This window comes from Streptomyces sp. NPDC001890 (assembly GCF_042891445.1).
GTDB lineage: Bacteria > Actinomycetota > Actinomycetes > Streptomycetales > Streptomycetaceae > Streptomyces.
Window position 1 is genome coordinate 46,013 of sequence record NZ_JBIATE010000021.1, and the last position, 12,808, is coordinate 58,820.

Here is a 12,808-nt window from a genome sequence, read left to right on the forward strand (position 1 = left end):
TCCCGGGTTTCACCGAACATTTCCTTGATCGAATTCGGTCTGCGGCTGTTCCTCCCAGTTGTCCCGTGTGCACCGGCTCTCCGACCGAACCGGAATTCGACCCTCAGATCTCTTTTCGCATCAGATCCAGCAGCCGCTTTCCGCTGACGGTGAGCTCGGCGGCACCTTCCAGCGTGTCGAGGGCCTGTGGTACGCCCTCCAGACAGCGTGGCTCGAATGCGCCCAACGCCATCCGTTCATAGGTCTCGGCCAGCAACCGGGAAAACGGAACTGGTTCTTCCTGCCAGGGAATCCGATGTTCCCAGGCGCCGTCCGCCGCGTAAAGATCCGTGACATCGGCCAGCGCCTGCAATTCGGCTCGCCGCGATCCGCGCAGCAGCGCGAGCGCCAACTCCTCGGCGCTGCCGTCCACGGCGATGCCCAGCGCCCCGTAGCCGTGCCGCCCCACGGCGGGTTCGGCCGCGGCGAGACCGGTGAGCGGTGTGAGGGTGGTGAGGCGCCCCGCCATCTCCGCGGCCCGCAGCGGCGCCTTCGCCCCGATCAGCGCCCAGGCCTCGCCGATCCTGGCCACCAGCTCCGCGGCGGCCCGGTCGTCGAGCGCGGCCGAAGCCGGCGCGGCGAAGCAGTCGCGGTACGGGTCGAGGTCGTCGATCACCAGATCGAGCACCGGGCCGGAGGAGGCGCCCGGCACCGAGAGCCGGCGCACCGGCCGCCAGCCGGGACCGGCCGCCGACAGCACCACCCGCCGCTCGGCCGGGTCGCCCTCGTCCCGCCGGACCAGGAAGCCGTCCTCGACGGCGCGCACCAGCGCCGTACCGCGCTCCCCCGCTCCCCCGATCCGCAACTCGCCGAGCCCCGGCAGGACCAGCCTGCCGTCCTCGTAGCCCACGTCCACGGGGATGTCGAGGCCGGCCCGTACGGCGGCGGCCGCGAGACGGGAGGACAGCCGCAGCGCGTGCTCCATCGCGCCCGGCCGTTCGTGGAGCGCCTCCAGGGCACGGAGCAGCCAGGTGCGGGTGTACGGGTGGGCCAGCACCTCGTCCAGGCCGCGGGCCCCCTCCTCACCGGCCTCGACGGCGGCGGCCAGCTCCCAGGCCCGGCCCCATCGCTCGTCGCCGTGCTCCTCGACGTCGGCGTTCAGCCGGGCCAGCAGCATCCGGGTGAGCTCCCGCTGGGAGGCGGCCAGCTCGACCGGGTCGCTCACCTCGGGCGCGACGAGGGACGCCGCCGTGCGCGCCTCGATGCCGCGCACCAGGGCGGCCAGGTCCTCGCAGTACACGGACGGGTTGTCGAACTCGCCGGACGGCCCGGTGGAGCGGTACCGGTGGGTGTAGAGACCGCCGCCGCACGAGCGCACGACGGGACAGCGGCGGCAGGTCTCGCTGACCCCGGCCAGCCCGAGCTGACGGGCCCGCACCCCGGGGTGGGCCGCCACCTCGTCCAAGGTGTGGGTGAAGACGTCGAAACCGGTGGCCGCGGCGCCCTCGTAGGCGCTCTTGAGCGAGTCGACCTGCTCCAGCTGGCCGTCGGTCTCGACGACGACCAGGTCGGTCGGGGCGAGCCCCAGGGACTCGGTGAGGCTGGGGCCACCGCTGAGCGTGGACAGCACCGAGGAGAAGAGCCGCACCGGCACCGGCCGCCCCTGCTCCTGCCAGCGGTCGAAGACCGCGAGGAGCCATTCGGCGTAGGCGGTGGGCGAGCCGTCCGGACGGGGCGGCGGATCGTCCCAGGTGGCGTGTGGGAGCAGGAAGTCGATGAGCGGCGGATCGAGCTCGGTGAGCGCGTCGAGGACCGCGATCGGGTCGTTCTCGATGTCCACGGTGCACAGGAGCCCGAGATCGAGGTGGCGGTAGCGCTCCTGCCGGAGCAGTTCCACGGCCTTGAGGACCAGGGGGTGGCTGCTGCGCCCGTCCGCGTAGCGACGGTGCCGGTCGTTGGCGGCCCGGTCGCCGTCGAGGGAGATGCCGACCCTGACATCGAACTCGTCGAAGAGGTCGAGATACCGCGGACTGAGCTGGAGTCCGTTGGTGTGGATGCGCAGGTCGAGTTCCGCGACGCCGTCGAAGGCGGAGGTGAGCACTTCGCAGACTCGCCGCAGTCGGGCGGGCCCCGCCAGTAGAGGCTCCCCTCCGTGCAGGATCACTGACACGGAGGGCAGTGCATGTGCCTTGGCATGCTCGGCCAAGCGTTGAGCAGTCCGGAAAATGACATCATCAGAGATTGTCCTGGGCCGGGTTCGCCAGCTCTGATCTGCATGTTCATAGACATAGCAATGGTCACAAGCAAGATCGCACCTGCTGTGAACCTTGAGAACGACTTCGCGGAAAGGGACCAGGGGTCCTGTCATTCCACCAGTCTAGCCAGCCCGAAGGGGTGGTCGGAGCTTCGGTTCACGAGGTGTTGGGCGGGTTGTTTCAGAGCGCCGAGTTGAAGGTCGACGCCTGGGTGGGGCGACCGGCCGACACGGCGTGCACGCGGCCGAGCTTCCGGGCAGCGGCAGTGCCGCGGACATCGATCTGGGCGAGCGGCACACGGTTCTTCTTCGCAACGGCGAAGGAGAGGGAGGATTCTGAGGTGTTCACGGCTGTCCTTGAGGGGATTTGTTCCGATGGAATGGTTCCGGACAGGAATGCAGCAACAGTATCTGCACCATTGCAGTGTCCGGCGGCACGACTTTACTCTCATGGCCTCGGTTGGCAACTGAGGACGGCCACTTGGAACCAGAGCGTCACACAGGGCCGTCCCGAATCGAACGGAACCACTGATTCCGCCATTCGGGCGACTACATAACCGCAGACGGGAGTGAACATGACGGCGCTTCCCGGGCCGCTCCAGAGCATGGTCTTCAGGAACGCCGATCTGCCGGCGCTCTTCCACCACACCGACCAGATAGCCATCGCGAGGCAGCGGGAGGCGGTGAACACCACCCGCATTCAACTGATACTCCTGGTCACAGGGGCGCTGCCGGCCGCCGTCCCCTGGCACGCCGAGCTGGGTGACACGTTTCAACTCGTCGATGCCGCAGGCGTGTTGGCCTACCTGGGTGTCCTGATCACGACGTACCTCTCCGCCCGGCGCAAAGCAAAGTCGCATTGGCAACTAAACCGCTCGGCGGCAGAGTTCATCAAGTCGATGTGCTGGCGTTACTCGGTGCATGGATCACCTTTCGACACCGGCACCCAGCACCCGGAGGCGGTGTTCGCGAACCGCCTCGAAGAGGGCCTTCAGGAGCTGCGCAAAGTGGGGTGGGCCGATCCGCGCGACCTGACGGCCGATTCGGGCGGGCTGATCACCGAATCGATGCGCGAGTTACGGGACAAAGCGTTCACCGTACGCAAGGAGACGTACGTGCGTGACCGCCTCATCGAGCAGAGAAGTTGGTACCGCAGGCGCCAGGAGGTGTCCCGGCGGGCCACCCTGGTCTGGTCGACCACCATCGCCGCGCTGACCGCGCTCGCCCTGGTGTTCGCCCTGCTGCGGACGTTCTCCGTCACCCAGTCCTTCGCCCTGACGGGGGCGCTGTCGGCGGCGGCGGCCGCCTGTCTGGCCTGGAGCGAGATGCGCCGCCACCACCCGCTGATCTCGGCCCACTCCCTGGTGGAGCAGGACCTTGAGGCGATGCAGGTGGCGATGGAGACCACACTGACCGAGCGCCAGTGGCCGGGCGCCGTCTTCGAGACCGAGCGCATCGTCTCCCCGCAGCACACCGACTGGCTTGCCCGGCACCAGATGTGACGTGGAGTCAGTGATGCCGGGCGGCCGCGTCCGCCGTCAGCCGCGCTCCACGCCCTCGCGCCAGATCACCGTGACCGGGCGGCCCAGGCTGCGGGCGTACGTCACGATGTCGCCGGTGCCGCCGAGGCCGCGGGCCGGCCTGCCGTCCCAGACCGCGAGCAGCCGGTCGCAGTGGTCGGCGATGTACGCGCCCGCCGCGTAGTACGCCTCGTCGGTGGAGTGCGGGTAGTCGAGCCGGACCTCCCGCACCGCGCGGTCCTTGAGGGCCCGGTAGCGGGCGAGTTCGGCCGCGTCCTCGAAGCAGGACTCGTAGTCGCCGCTCGGGATCACCACCGTCAGGTCGGCGCCGCGGGCCAGGGCGAGGTCGGCGAAGAGCTGGTCCGCCCCCACCGCCAGGCTGGAGAGGGCCTCCAGGGCGCCCTCGTGGCCGCGGAGCGCCGCCCGTAACCCCGCGAGCACATGGGCATGGGCCTCCTGCGGAATGGTGCGATGACCGGTCACTCCGATGCGTTTCACGGACCTGGAACCCCCTGAGGTGTCTGCCGGGGGCCCGGAGGTCGTCCCCTCCGGTCGACACAGCTCCGCCCCCGTTGCTCCTGCGTGACCGGCCTGCCCCACATCCTCTCAAAAGCCGCGGGGTGCGCGGGAGCCCCCGCCCGGGATTCGGGCAGGGGCTCCTTCGCGGTCGGCCGCTTGTTCGAGGGCCGGTCGGGGGGTGTGCCGGGGTGTCAGTAGACGCTGACCCCGTACGCGCTGAGCGCCTCGGTGACCGGCTGGAAGTACGTGGTGCCGCCGGAGGAGCAGTTGCCGCTGCCGCCGGAGGTGAGACCGATCGCCTTGGAACCGGAGTAGAGCGGGCCGCCGGAGTCGCCGGGCTCCGCACAGACGTTGGTCTTGATCATGCCGTAGACGATGTCGCCGCCGCCGTAGTTGACGGTGGCGTTGAGGCCCGTGACGGAACCGCTGTGGATGCCGGTGGTGGAGCCGCGGCGGGTGACGGACATACCGACCGTGGCGTTGGCCGCACTGGTGATGTCGACGCTGCCGACGGTGCCCGCGTGGGCGACCGCGGTGTTGTCGTACCGGACCAGGCCGTAGTCGTTGGTCGGGAAGCTGGAGCCGACCGTCGGGCCGATGCTGGTCGAGTTCGACGAGTTGGTGTACCAGGGCGGGTTGCCGTCGGTGCAGTGACCGGCGGTCAGGAAGTAGTAGGTGCTGCCGCTGCGGACGTTGAAGCCGAGGGAGCAGCGCCAGCCGGGGGCGTAGATCGCGTCGCCGCCGGAGAGCAGCTTGCTGAACTTCCCGGTGGTGCGCTCGATCTTCAGGGCGCCGGCGTTGACCCCGGCGGACTGCTTGATCTGTTCGATTTCGGCCTTCGAGACCGTGCGGTCGACGGTGACCACGAGCTTCTTGCTCACCGGGTCGACGTTCCACGCCGTGCCCGCCACGTCGGCGCCGAGCACGGCGTCGCTCGCGGCGGAGAGCTGCGCGGCGCTGAAGGTGGTGTTGGTGTCGGCCTGGGCGCTGGGAACGGCGAGGGCGGCGACGGCGACGAGGCCCGCGGCGATGGCGACGGCCCTGGTCCGTCTGACGGTGCCGCTGAGGGGGGTGGTGCGCTTGATCCTCACTTTTCATTCCTCCCGAGGGGAAGTCGGGGGTCCGCCTGTGGGGTGGTCGGACCCGTGAGGCGCAGTCGGGTGCACGGCCGTGCACCGCGATGCGGGCATGCCGTGTTCCTGACAAGCGCTGCTCGGGAGTATTCAAGGCGTCAACTTGTGGCGCAAGAGGGCCCTCTGGCCTGAACTTGTCGCACCGCACGGGAGCGGCCCCGGCAGCACACGGGCTGCCGGGGCCGCCGTCCCGAAAAGATGTGACTGGACGTCAGTTGTCGACGCGGTTGCGCTCCCCCGCCTCGACGGCGACGGACAGGGTGTTGCCCGGGGGCGGGAAGGGGCAGATGAAGTGGTCCGCGAAGGCGCACGGCGGCAGCAGCGCGCGGTTGAGGTCGACCGTCACGCTGCCGTCCCCGGCCGGTGCCGCGGGCCGCAGGAACCGGAAGCGGTAGCTGCTGTTCCCGCTGGTGGCATCGGCGAACACCGCCCAGAGCGAGCCGTCCGGCTCGACCGCGACGTGCAGCGTGTGCTCCGTACCGTCGAGCTCGAAGGCGATCTCGCCGGCGAGCCCGAGACCGCGCTCGACCCCGTCGGCGTTCTCGACCCGGACGGTGCGGGTGCTGTCGTACGGGCGGAAGGTGCCCGGGAGCACCCAGCGGGGGTCGTACGGGGTGGCCTCGATGGCCCGGAAGGCGCGCCGCGCCGGGGAGTCCGGGTCGAAGTCCCGTACCGCCCAGAGCCCTTCGCGGCTCAGCACGACCAGGCGCCGCCCGCCGTGCGCGACGCGGGACCCGTCGATCGGTCCGCGGTCGGCGGTGAGACGGACCTGGCCGGTGAAGGGCTCGCCGTCCACGGTCAGCCCGTCCGGGCCGGAGGCGCTGAGCACCAGCTCGTCGCCGTCCTCCCGCCACTGCCCGGGTACCTCGGGGATGCGGCCCTCCGGGTGGTCGGCGAGCCAGTGGGTGCCGGTGAGGGAGAGCGGTCCGTAGGGGCCGGCGACCATGGCGGTGCGCTCCTCGTGCCAGCGCTTCCAGTCCTGTGCCGCCTGCTCGGATCCGTGCGGCTGTTGTGCGTCCGTGCTCATGCGGTCAACCCTTCCACACCGGCTCGGCGAGCCCGAGGTGTGACCGCAGCGTGGGACCGGTGTATTCGGAGCGGAACACTCCGCGCTCCTGGAGGAGCGGGACCACCCGGTCGACGAAGTCGTCCAGGCCGCCGGGGGTGAGGTGCGGTACGAGGATGAACCCGTCGGCGGCGTCGGCGGCGACGAACGCGGTGAGCTGCTCCGCGACCGTCCGCGGGCTGCCGATGAAGGACTGCCGGCCGGTCGTCTCGATGACGGTCTGCCGGATGGACAGCCCCTTCTCCTTCGACAGCGCCCGCCAGCGCGCCGCGACGGCGAGGGGGTCGCTCTGCCTGACCCGGCCCTGGACCAGCGAGGATCCGGGGTCCGGATCGATGTCGGGCAGCGGCCCGTCGGGGTCGTAGGAGGACAGGTCGCGGCCCCAGATCTGTTCCAGGGCCAGCAGCGCGTTCTGCGGGGAGATCTGCTGGAGACGGATCTCGGCCGCCCGCTCCTGGGCCTCGGCGTCGCTGTCGCCGAGTACGAAGGTGACCCCGGGCATGATCTTCAGCTCGTCGGGTTCCCGGCCGTACTTCGCCAGCCGCGCCTTGACGTCGGCGTAGAACGCGCGCCCGGACTCCAGGGTGCCGTGCCGGGTGAAGACGATGTCGGCGGTGGACGCGGCGAACTCGCGGCCGTCCGGGGAGTCACCGGCCTGGATGACGACCGGATGGCCCTGCGGGGAGCGCGGGACGGTGAACTCGCCCTCGATGGCGAAGTGCTGCCCCTGGTGCGTGAAGGGGCGCGGGGTGCCGTCGGGGGTCCAGCTGTCCCACAGTTCGCGGGCGGTGACGACGAACTCGGCGGCCCTGGTGTACCGGTCGGCCCGGTCCAGGTAGCCGCCGCGCCGGAAGTTCTCCCCGGTGAAGGCGTCGAAGGAGGTGACGACGTTCCAGGCGGCCCGGCCCTCGCTGAGGTGGTCGAGGGTGGCCAGGCGGCGGGCCAGTTCGTACGGCTCGTTGAAGGTGGCGTTGACGGTGGCGGCGAGACCGAGCCGGTCGGTGACGGCGGCCAGCGCGGCCAGCACGGCGAGGGACTCGGGGCGGCCGACCACGTCCAGGTCGTGGATGCGGCCGTTGTGCTCGCGCAGCCGCAGCCCCTCGGCGAGGAAGAAGAAGTCGAACCTGCCGCGCTCCGCGGTGCGGGCGAGGTGCTCGAAGGAGGAGAAGTCGATCTGGCTCTTCGAGCGGGGGTCCGCCCAGACGGTGGTGTTGTTGACGCCCGGGAAGTGGGCGGCGAGATGCATCTGCCTCGTCGTGGTGCTCATGCCCGTCCTCCTTCGAGGGCGTACCGGTTGGCGGGGCGGGCCAGCCCCAGGTGCTCGCGCAGGGTGCCGCCGGGGTAGAAGGTGCGGAACAGGCTGCGGTGCTGGAGCAGCGCCACGGTGCCGTTGACGATCCGTTCGAGGTCGCGCCCGGGGGTGATGGGGGTGAGGTGGAAACCGTCCGCCGCGCCGCCGCGGTGCCATCGGGTGATCAGTTCGGCGAGGTCGACCGGGCCGCCCCGGTAGTACGAGCCGCCCGCGGCGAGCGGTGGTCCGCTCGCCAGTCCCGGTTCCGGGGCGGTCTCGGCGTCGCCGAGGTCGACCGTGAGCGCGACCAGGACCCGGAGCGTGCCGGGGTCGCGTCCGTACGCCGCCGCGCGCCGGCGCAGATCGGTGCGGGCTCCGGCGGCCTGCTCGGGGGTGGTGGCCCGGACCAGGACGACGTCCGCGTGGCGGGCGGCGGTCTCCCGGGCCGGGCCGCTCGTCCCGTCGATGACGACGACCGGGCGGCCCTGCGGGGGCCGGGGCACGATCGCCGGCCCCCGGACGGAGAACGAGGCGCCCTCGAAGTCGATGTAGTGCAGCTTGTCCCGGTCGATGAAGCGGCCGGTGGCGACGTCCCTGATCTCGGCGTCGTCCTCCCAGCTGTCCCACAGCCGGGCGCCCACCTCGGCGCTGTCACCGGCCTCGCGCCACAACTCGTCGGCGGGCGCCGCCGGACGCCTTCCGAACAACCGGGCCTCGGCCCCGGTCGTCGACACATCGGCCTGCCAGCCCGCCCGGCCGCGGCTCACCCAGTCCAGGGTGGCCACGGCGGACGACACGTGGAACGGCTCGGTGTGGGTGGTGGTGACGGTGGGCACCAGGCCGATCCGGCCGGTGGCGGGCGCGACCCGGGAGAGCACGGCGAGCGCGTCGGGGCCGGGCCGGGCGAAGGAGTCGCCGAGCGTGACGAAGTCCAGGGCGCCGTGCTCGGCGAGCCGGGCGAGGCCGGTGTAGTGCCCGGGGTCGTAGCGTGGCGGGCCGCCGATCTCGGCGGCCAGGTGAAGGGGGGTGGTCGAAGACATGGGTGGTACCTCTCCAGAGCTCTCTCGGGTGTTCTGCCGGGGCCGCGAGGGGCTCGGCCCCGGGCTCGGCTCCAGGGCTCGGGCGGGCCGGGCTCGGGGGCGCTCCTCGGTACGGACATGGGTGGGATCACAGGACCTTGGACAAGAAGGCGCGGGTGCGGCCGTGCTTCGGACGGTCGAGTACGTCGCCGGGGGCGCCCTGCTCGACGATCCGGCCCTCGTCCATGAAGACGACGGTGTCGGCGACCTCGCGGGCGAAGCCGATCTCGTGCGTGACGACGATCATGGTGGTGCCCTGGAGCGCCAGGTCCTTGATGACGTCGAGGACTTCGCCGACCAGCTCGGGGTCGAGCGCCGAGGTCGGCTCGTCGAAGAGCAGCAGTTTCGGTTCGAGCGCCAGCGCTCGGGCGATGGCGACCCGCTGCTGCTGTCCCCCGGAGAGCTGCTCGGGGTAGGCGTCCGCCTTCTCGGCGAGCCCGACCCGGTCGAGCAGCTTCTCCGCGGCGGCCACGGCCTCCTTCTTCGGGCGGCCGAGGGCGGCGACCGGGGCCTCGGTGATGTTCTCCAGCACGGTCAGGTGCGGGAAGAGATGGAAGTTCTGGAAGACGAAGCCGATCCGGGTGCGCCGGCGCAGCACCTCGCGCTCGCGCAGCTCGTACAGCTTGTCGCCGGCCCTTCGGTAGCCGACCGGGGTGCCGTCGACGCTGATCCAGCCGTGGTCGACCTTCTCCAGGTGGTTGATGGTGCGCAGCAGTGTGGACTTGCCGGAGCCGGACGGGCCGAGGACGACGGTGACCTCTCCCGCGCGTACGGACAGGTCGATGCCGCGCAGCACTTCGAGGCTGCCGAAGCTCTTGTGGACGGAGCGGATCTCGACCATGGCGTCGGTGGATCCGGTGGTGGTGCTCATCGCGTGGCCCCTTGGCGTAGTGACGTTCGACGTGGTGCTGGAGGACGGAGAGCACGGTGGTCAGGAGGACGTACCGGACCGTCGCGACCATCAGCAGGGGCACGGCCCCGCCGTTGCGGCCGCCTCCGGCCGGCCGGCGTCCACGGCCGGGGGTGGCGCAGGGGTACGACGGTGAGCGCGTCGTGGCCGTCGTCGGCGGGCGGGGCGACCTGTGGTCCTGTCGCCTTGTCGATGCGTGGATCGCTGATGAGGGCCATGAGGGTCCTTGGGCTGCGGTGTACGAGGGCGGGGTGGCGGGCCGTGCGCCCTCCCGGGAGCGGGCCGTGCCGTTCTGGGGGAGCGGCGGTCAGCCGTCGCCGCGGGCGAGGTCCCTCAGGAGGGCGAGCGCCGTGCGGGCGGTGGCGTCGTTCTGTCGGAAGGCCGGACCGCCGGTGCGCGGCCGGGTGAACGCCCCGCCCGCGCGGGCGGTGGTGAACGGGCCGAGCGCGAAGCGGCGCGGGTGCGGCCGGCCGTCGCGGCCCAGGATCCGGCCGTCGTCGGGGGCCACCGGGAGCAGCCCGGTGGCGGTGGCGGCGGCCCCGTCCTCGTGCAGGTCCTGGAGCAGCGGGCTGCGGGTGCGTTCCAGGGTGGGGGCGGGCAGCCTGGCCTCGACCAGGGTGCGGGCGGCTATCCGCTGTCCCGGCACGGTGGCGCTGCCCGCCAGGAACAGGCCCCGTCGCTCGTCGGCCTCGACGGTCATCCGGGCGCCGAGGAAGCGGACGACACCGGCCCGGGAGAGCGCGAGGAGCTGGTGCAGCCGGGGTCCGGGCGGCCCGGAGGCGAGATGGCTGAAGAAGCCGTGCCACCAGCCGCCGATGTCGCCGAGCCGGATCAACTGCCCGTAGACGGACAGCAGTCCGAGGAAGACCGCGAGGTCCGGGCTGCGGCCGGGGTCGTGGCGACGTTCCAGGTCGGCGGTGATGTAGTCGCGCAGCTCCTCCTGGAGCGCGTCGAACGAGGGGTGGCGCACCCCTTCCAGGGGGTGGTCGAGCGCTTCGAGGTCGAGCCGGTCGTCCGGGTCGGGGACGGCGGCGGCGACGAGGGCGGCCAGTTCGGGTCCTGCCGGGTCGGCGGCGGCGTACCGCGCCTCGAAGCCGGCCCAGTCGCCGGTGGTGCGCTCGGGGTGGGCGTGGAAGAGCCGGTGGTAGTGGGCGTAGCCGAGCTCTTTGTCGACATGTGGCCACACGTCGCGCCGGAAGTCGACCGGCCGGTCCGCCTTCAGCAGCGCCTCGGTCAGCTCCGGGCCGAGGAAGCGCGGCAGCGGCGGCCGTTCGCCCTCCCAGGCGTAGCCGATCTTGGAGTGGTACGGGACGCCCCGGCGCGATCCGATGTGGAGCAGGGGCTCTTGGCCGGAAGGCACGTACTCGCCGTCCTCGTACCGTCCGCCGCGGCCCTCGGTGAGCAGCACCATCAGGTCGACGAAGGCGAGCCCGAAGCCCCGTACGATGACCGGCTCGCCGGCAAGCACCTGGCTCAGGTCGGTGTCGGCGGTGAAGTCCGGCGGCAGGTGGACGAGCCCGTGCCGGTCCGCGAAGTCGGCCAACTCGGCCTGCTCCGGCTCCGGTTCGGCGTCCAGGTGGCCGATGGTGACGACGACGGCGTCGGCGAGCAGCGGTGCGCCGCGCCCCTCCAGCCAGACCCGCTGGCGGCCTTCGCGCGGCCCGGTGACCCGCAGGGCGGCGCCCCGGTGCCAGTGGACGGTGACACCTTCCGGGAGGGCGGCCACGGCCTGTTCGTACACCCAGCGCAGATAGACGCTCTGCAGCCGTCTGCTCGGGAAGTCGGGGCCCTCCAACGCCTTGATCTCGTCGAGGAGTCCGGGCTCGATGTCCGCCCCCTCCGGAAGTGCCGCGCGCCCGTCCCTGACGTCCGCCGCCCAGGTGTGCAGCGCGGGGCCGGGACGGACCGGCCCCTCCTGCTGGACGGTGTCGTCGGTGAACATCGTGACGTCCTCGGCCATGGAGTTCATCCAGAGCAGCGGCGACTGGTCGTGCCGCCAGATCCGTCCGCCGCCGGGCGGGTACGGGTCGACGAGGTGAAGGGTCAGCGGGCGGTCCCCGTACAGGGCGGGGACGTTGGCGGCGATGCGCTCGATCAGGCCGGTGCCGCGCGGTCCGGCGCCTATGACGACGAGCGTCGGTGTCCCGCTCACCGGGCACCCGCCGTGCCGCGCGCGTAGTGCCGCTCGACGTGGTGCTGGCCGATGCCGAGCAGCGAGGTGACCACGGCGTACCAGATGGTGGCGACCAGCAGCAGCGGGATGACCTGGTAGGTGCGGTGGTACACGAGCTGCACGGAGTACAGCAGGTCCTGTACGGCGATGATGCTGACGATCGAGGTGCCCTTGAGGGTGCCGATCAGCATGTTCCCGGCGGGCGGGACGATGGAGCGCATCGCCTGCGGGAGGACGATGCGGTGGAACCGGCGCCAGGGTCCGAGGCCGAGCGACTGGGCGGCCTCGATCTGTCCGCGTTCGACGGAGAGGATGCCGCCGCGGACGACTTCGGCGGCGTACGCGGCCTCGTGCAGGGTGAGCCCGATGACGGCGACCGCGACCGGGCCGAGAAGGTTCACGGTGCGGATGCCGAGGATCTCCGGGTACAGCGCGCCGATGTTGAACCAGAACAGCAGCTGGACCAGGATCGGGGTGGACCTGAACAGCCAGACGTACCCCCAACCGACCGCCTGGAGAACTCGGTTGGCGGAGAGCCGGAGGACGGCCAGCAGGGTGCCGAGGGCGAAGCCGAGCACCATGACCAGTGCCGTGAGCCAGAGGGTGAGGCCGAGGCCGCGCAGCACCGCGGTGGTGGTGAAGTAGTCGGCGACGACATCCCACTGGAAGGCGTCGTTGCGGGCGACGGAGTACAGCACCGGGGCGAGCAGAGCCAGGACGGCAACGGTCGCCGCCCACTGGCCGGTTCGGCGTACCGGGACGATCCGCAGCCGGTCGGGTGCGTCGCTCTTCGTGAGCGGTGCGGCGGGAGAGGGAGGGACGGTGTCTGTCTGCGCGGGCATGCGAAGGCTCCGTGGATGCAGAGATCGAACACGGGGCGTGCC

11 protein-coding genes are annotated in these 12,808 nt (G+C 71.5%); 1 reads left to right on the forward strand and 10 read right to left on the reverse strand.

Going from position 1 to position 12,808, the window contains the following annotated elements:
* Positions 1-103 precede the first annotated feature (103 nt).
* Together fxsBH and fxsA are read right to left on the reverse strand one after the other, a co-directional pair.
* The gene (gene fxsBH / locus ACFYY1_RS33820; RefSeq protein WP_388592323.1) at positions 104-2,347 is read right to left on the reverse strand and encodes a radical SAM/SPASM protein FxsBH, inactivated beta-hydroxylase extension form; all 2,244 of its coding nucleotides are present in this window, start codon (positions 2,345-2,347) and stop codon (positions 104-106) included.
* Positions 2,348-2,414: 67 nt separating this feature from the next.
* The gene (gene fxsA / locus ACFYY1_RS33825; protein ID WP_356080839.1) at positions 2,415-2,582 is read right to left on the reverse strand and encodes an FxSxx-COOH cyclophane-containing RiPP peptide; all 168 of its coding nucleotides are present in this window, start codon (positions 2,580-2,582) and stop codon (positions 2,415-2,417) included.
* A 226-nt stretch (positions 2,583-2,808) separates the two neighbouring features.
* On the opposite strand from fxsA, the gene ACFYY1_RS33830 reads away from it, so the two are divergent.
* Complete coding sequence (locus ACFYY1_RS33830) at positions 2,809-3,735, forward strand: DUF4231 domain-containing protein (RefSeq protein ID WP_388592326.1); 927 nt, start codon at positions 2,809-2,811, stop codon at positions 3,733-3,735.
* A gap of 36 nt (positions 3,736-3,771) precedes the next feature.
* Here ACFYY1_RS33830 and ACFYY1_RS33835 read toward each other — a convergent pair whose 3' ends face one another.
* The 8 genes from ACFYY1_RS33835 to ACFYY1_RS33870 all read right to left on the reverse strand — a co-directional run bounded on the left by ACFYY1_RS33835 (position 3,772) and on the right by ACFYY1_RS33870 (position 12,766).
* A complete protein-coding gene (locus ACFYY1_RS33835) occupies positions 3,772-4,251 on the reverse strand; it encodes a hypothetical protein (protein WP_382926021.1) in 480 nt (159 codons plus the stop codon).
* Positions 4,252-4,463: 212 nt separating this feature from the next.
* Complete coding sequence (locus ACFYY1_RS33840) at positions 4,464-5,363, reverse strand: S1 family peptidase (protein WP_388592328.1); 900 nt, start codon at positions 5,361-5,363, stop codon at positions 4,464-4,466.
* A 253-nt stretch (positions 5,364-5,616) separates the two neighbouring features.
* Positions 5,617-6,432: a DUF1684 domain-containing protein gene (locus ACFYY1_RS33845; RefSeq protein ID WP_388592330.1), complete on the reverse strand. Its 816-nt coding sequence runs from the start codon at positions 6,430-6,432 to the stop codon at positions 5,617-5,619.
* A gap of 4 nt (positions 6,433-6,436) precedes the next feature.
* Entirely contained in the window at positions 6,437-7,717 is a 1,281-nt protein-coding gene (locus tag ACFYY1_RS33850; RefSeq protein ID WP_388592430.1) for an NtaA/DmoA family FMN-dependent monooxygenase, read from the reverse strand.
* Positions 7,718-7,734: 17 nt separating this feature from the next.
* Positions 7,735-8,802 (reverse strand): LLM class flavin-dependent oxidoreductase, encoded by a 1,068-nt coding sequence (locus ACFYY1_RS33855; RefSeq protein ID WP_388592332.1) that lies wholly within the window; start codon positions 8,800-8,802, stop codon positions 7,735-7,737.
* Positions 8,803-8,929: 127 nt separating this feature from the next.
* Positions 8,930-9,682 (reverse strand): amino acid ABC transporter ATP-binding protein, encoded by a 753-nt coding sequence (locus ACFYY1_RS33860; protein WP_388592433.1) that lies wholly within the window; start codon positions 9,680-9,682, stop codon positions 8,930-8,932.
* A gap of 376 nt (positions 9,683-10,058) precedes the next feature.
* Positions 10,059-11,903 carry an FAD/NAD(P)-binding protein gene (locus ACFYY1_RS33865; RefSeq protein ID WP_388592334.1) on the reverse strand — a complete coding sequence of 615 codons (1,845 nt, stop codon included), beginning with the start codon at positions 11,901-11,903 and terminating at the stop codon, positions 10,059-10,061.
* Positions 11,900-12,766 (reverse strand): amino acid ABC transporter permease, encoded by an 867-nt coding sequence (locus ACFYY1_RS33870; RefSeq protein ID WP_388592335.1) that lies wholly within the window; start codon positions 12,764-12,766, stop codon positions 11,900-11,902. The genes ACFYY1_RS33865 and ACFYY1_RS33870 overlap by 4 nt, the downstream gene beginning before the upstream one ends.
* Positions 12,767-12,808: the final 42 nt, after the last annotated feature.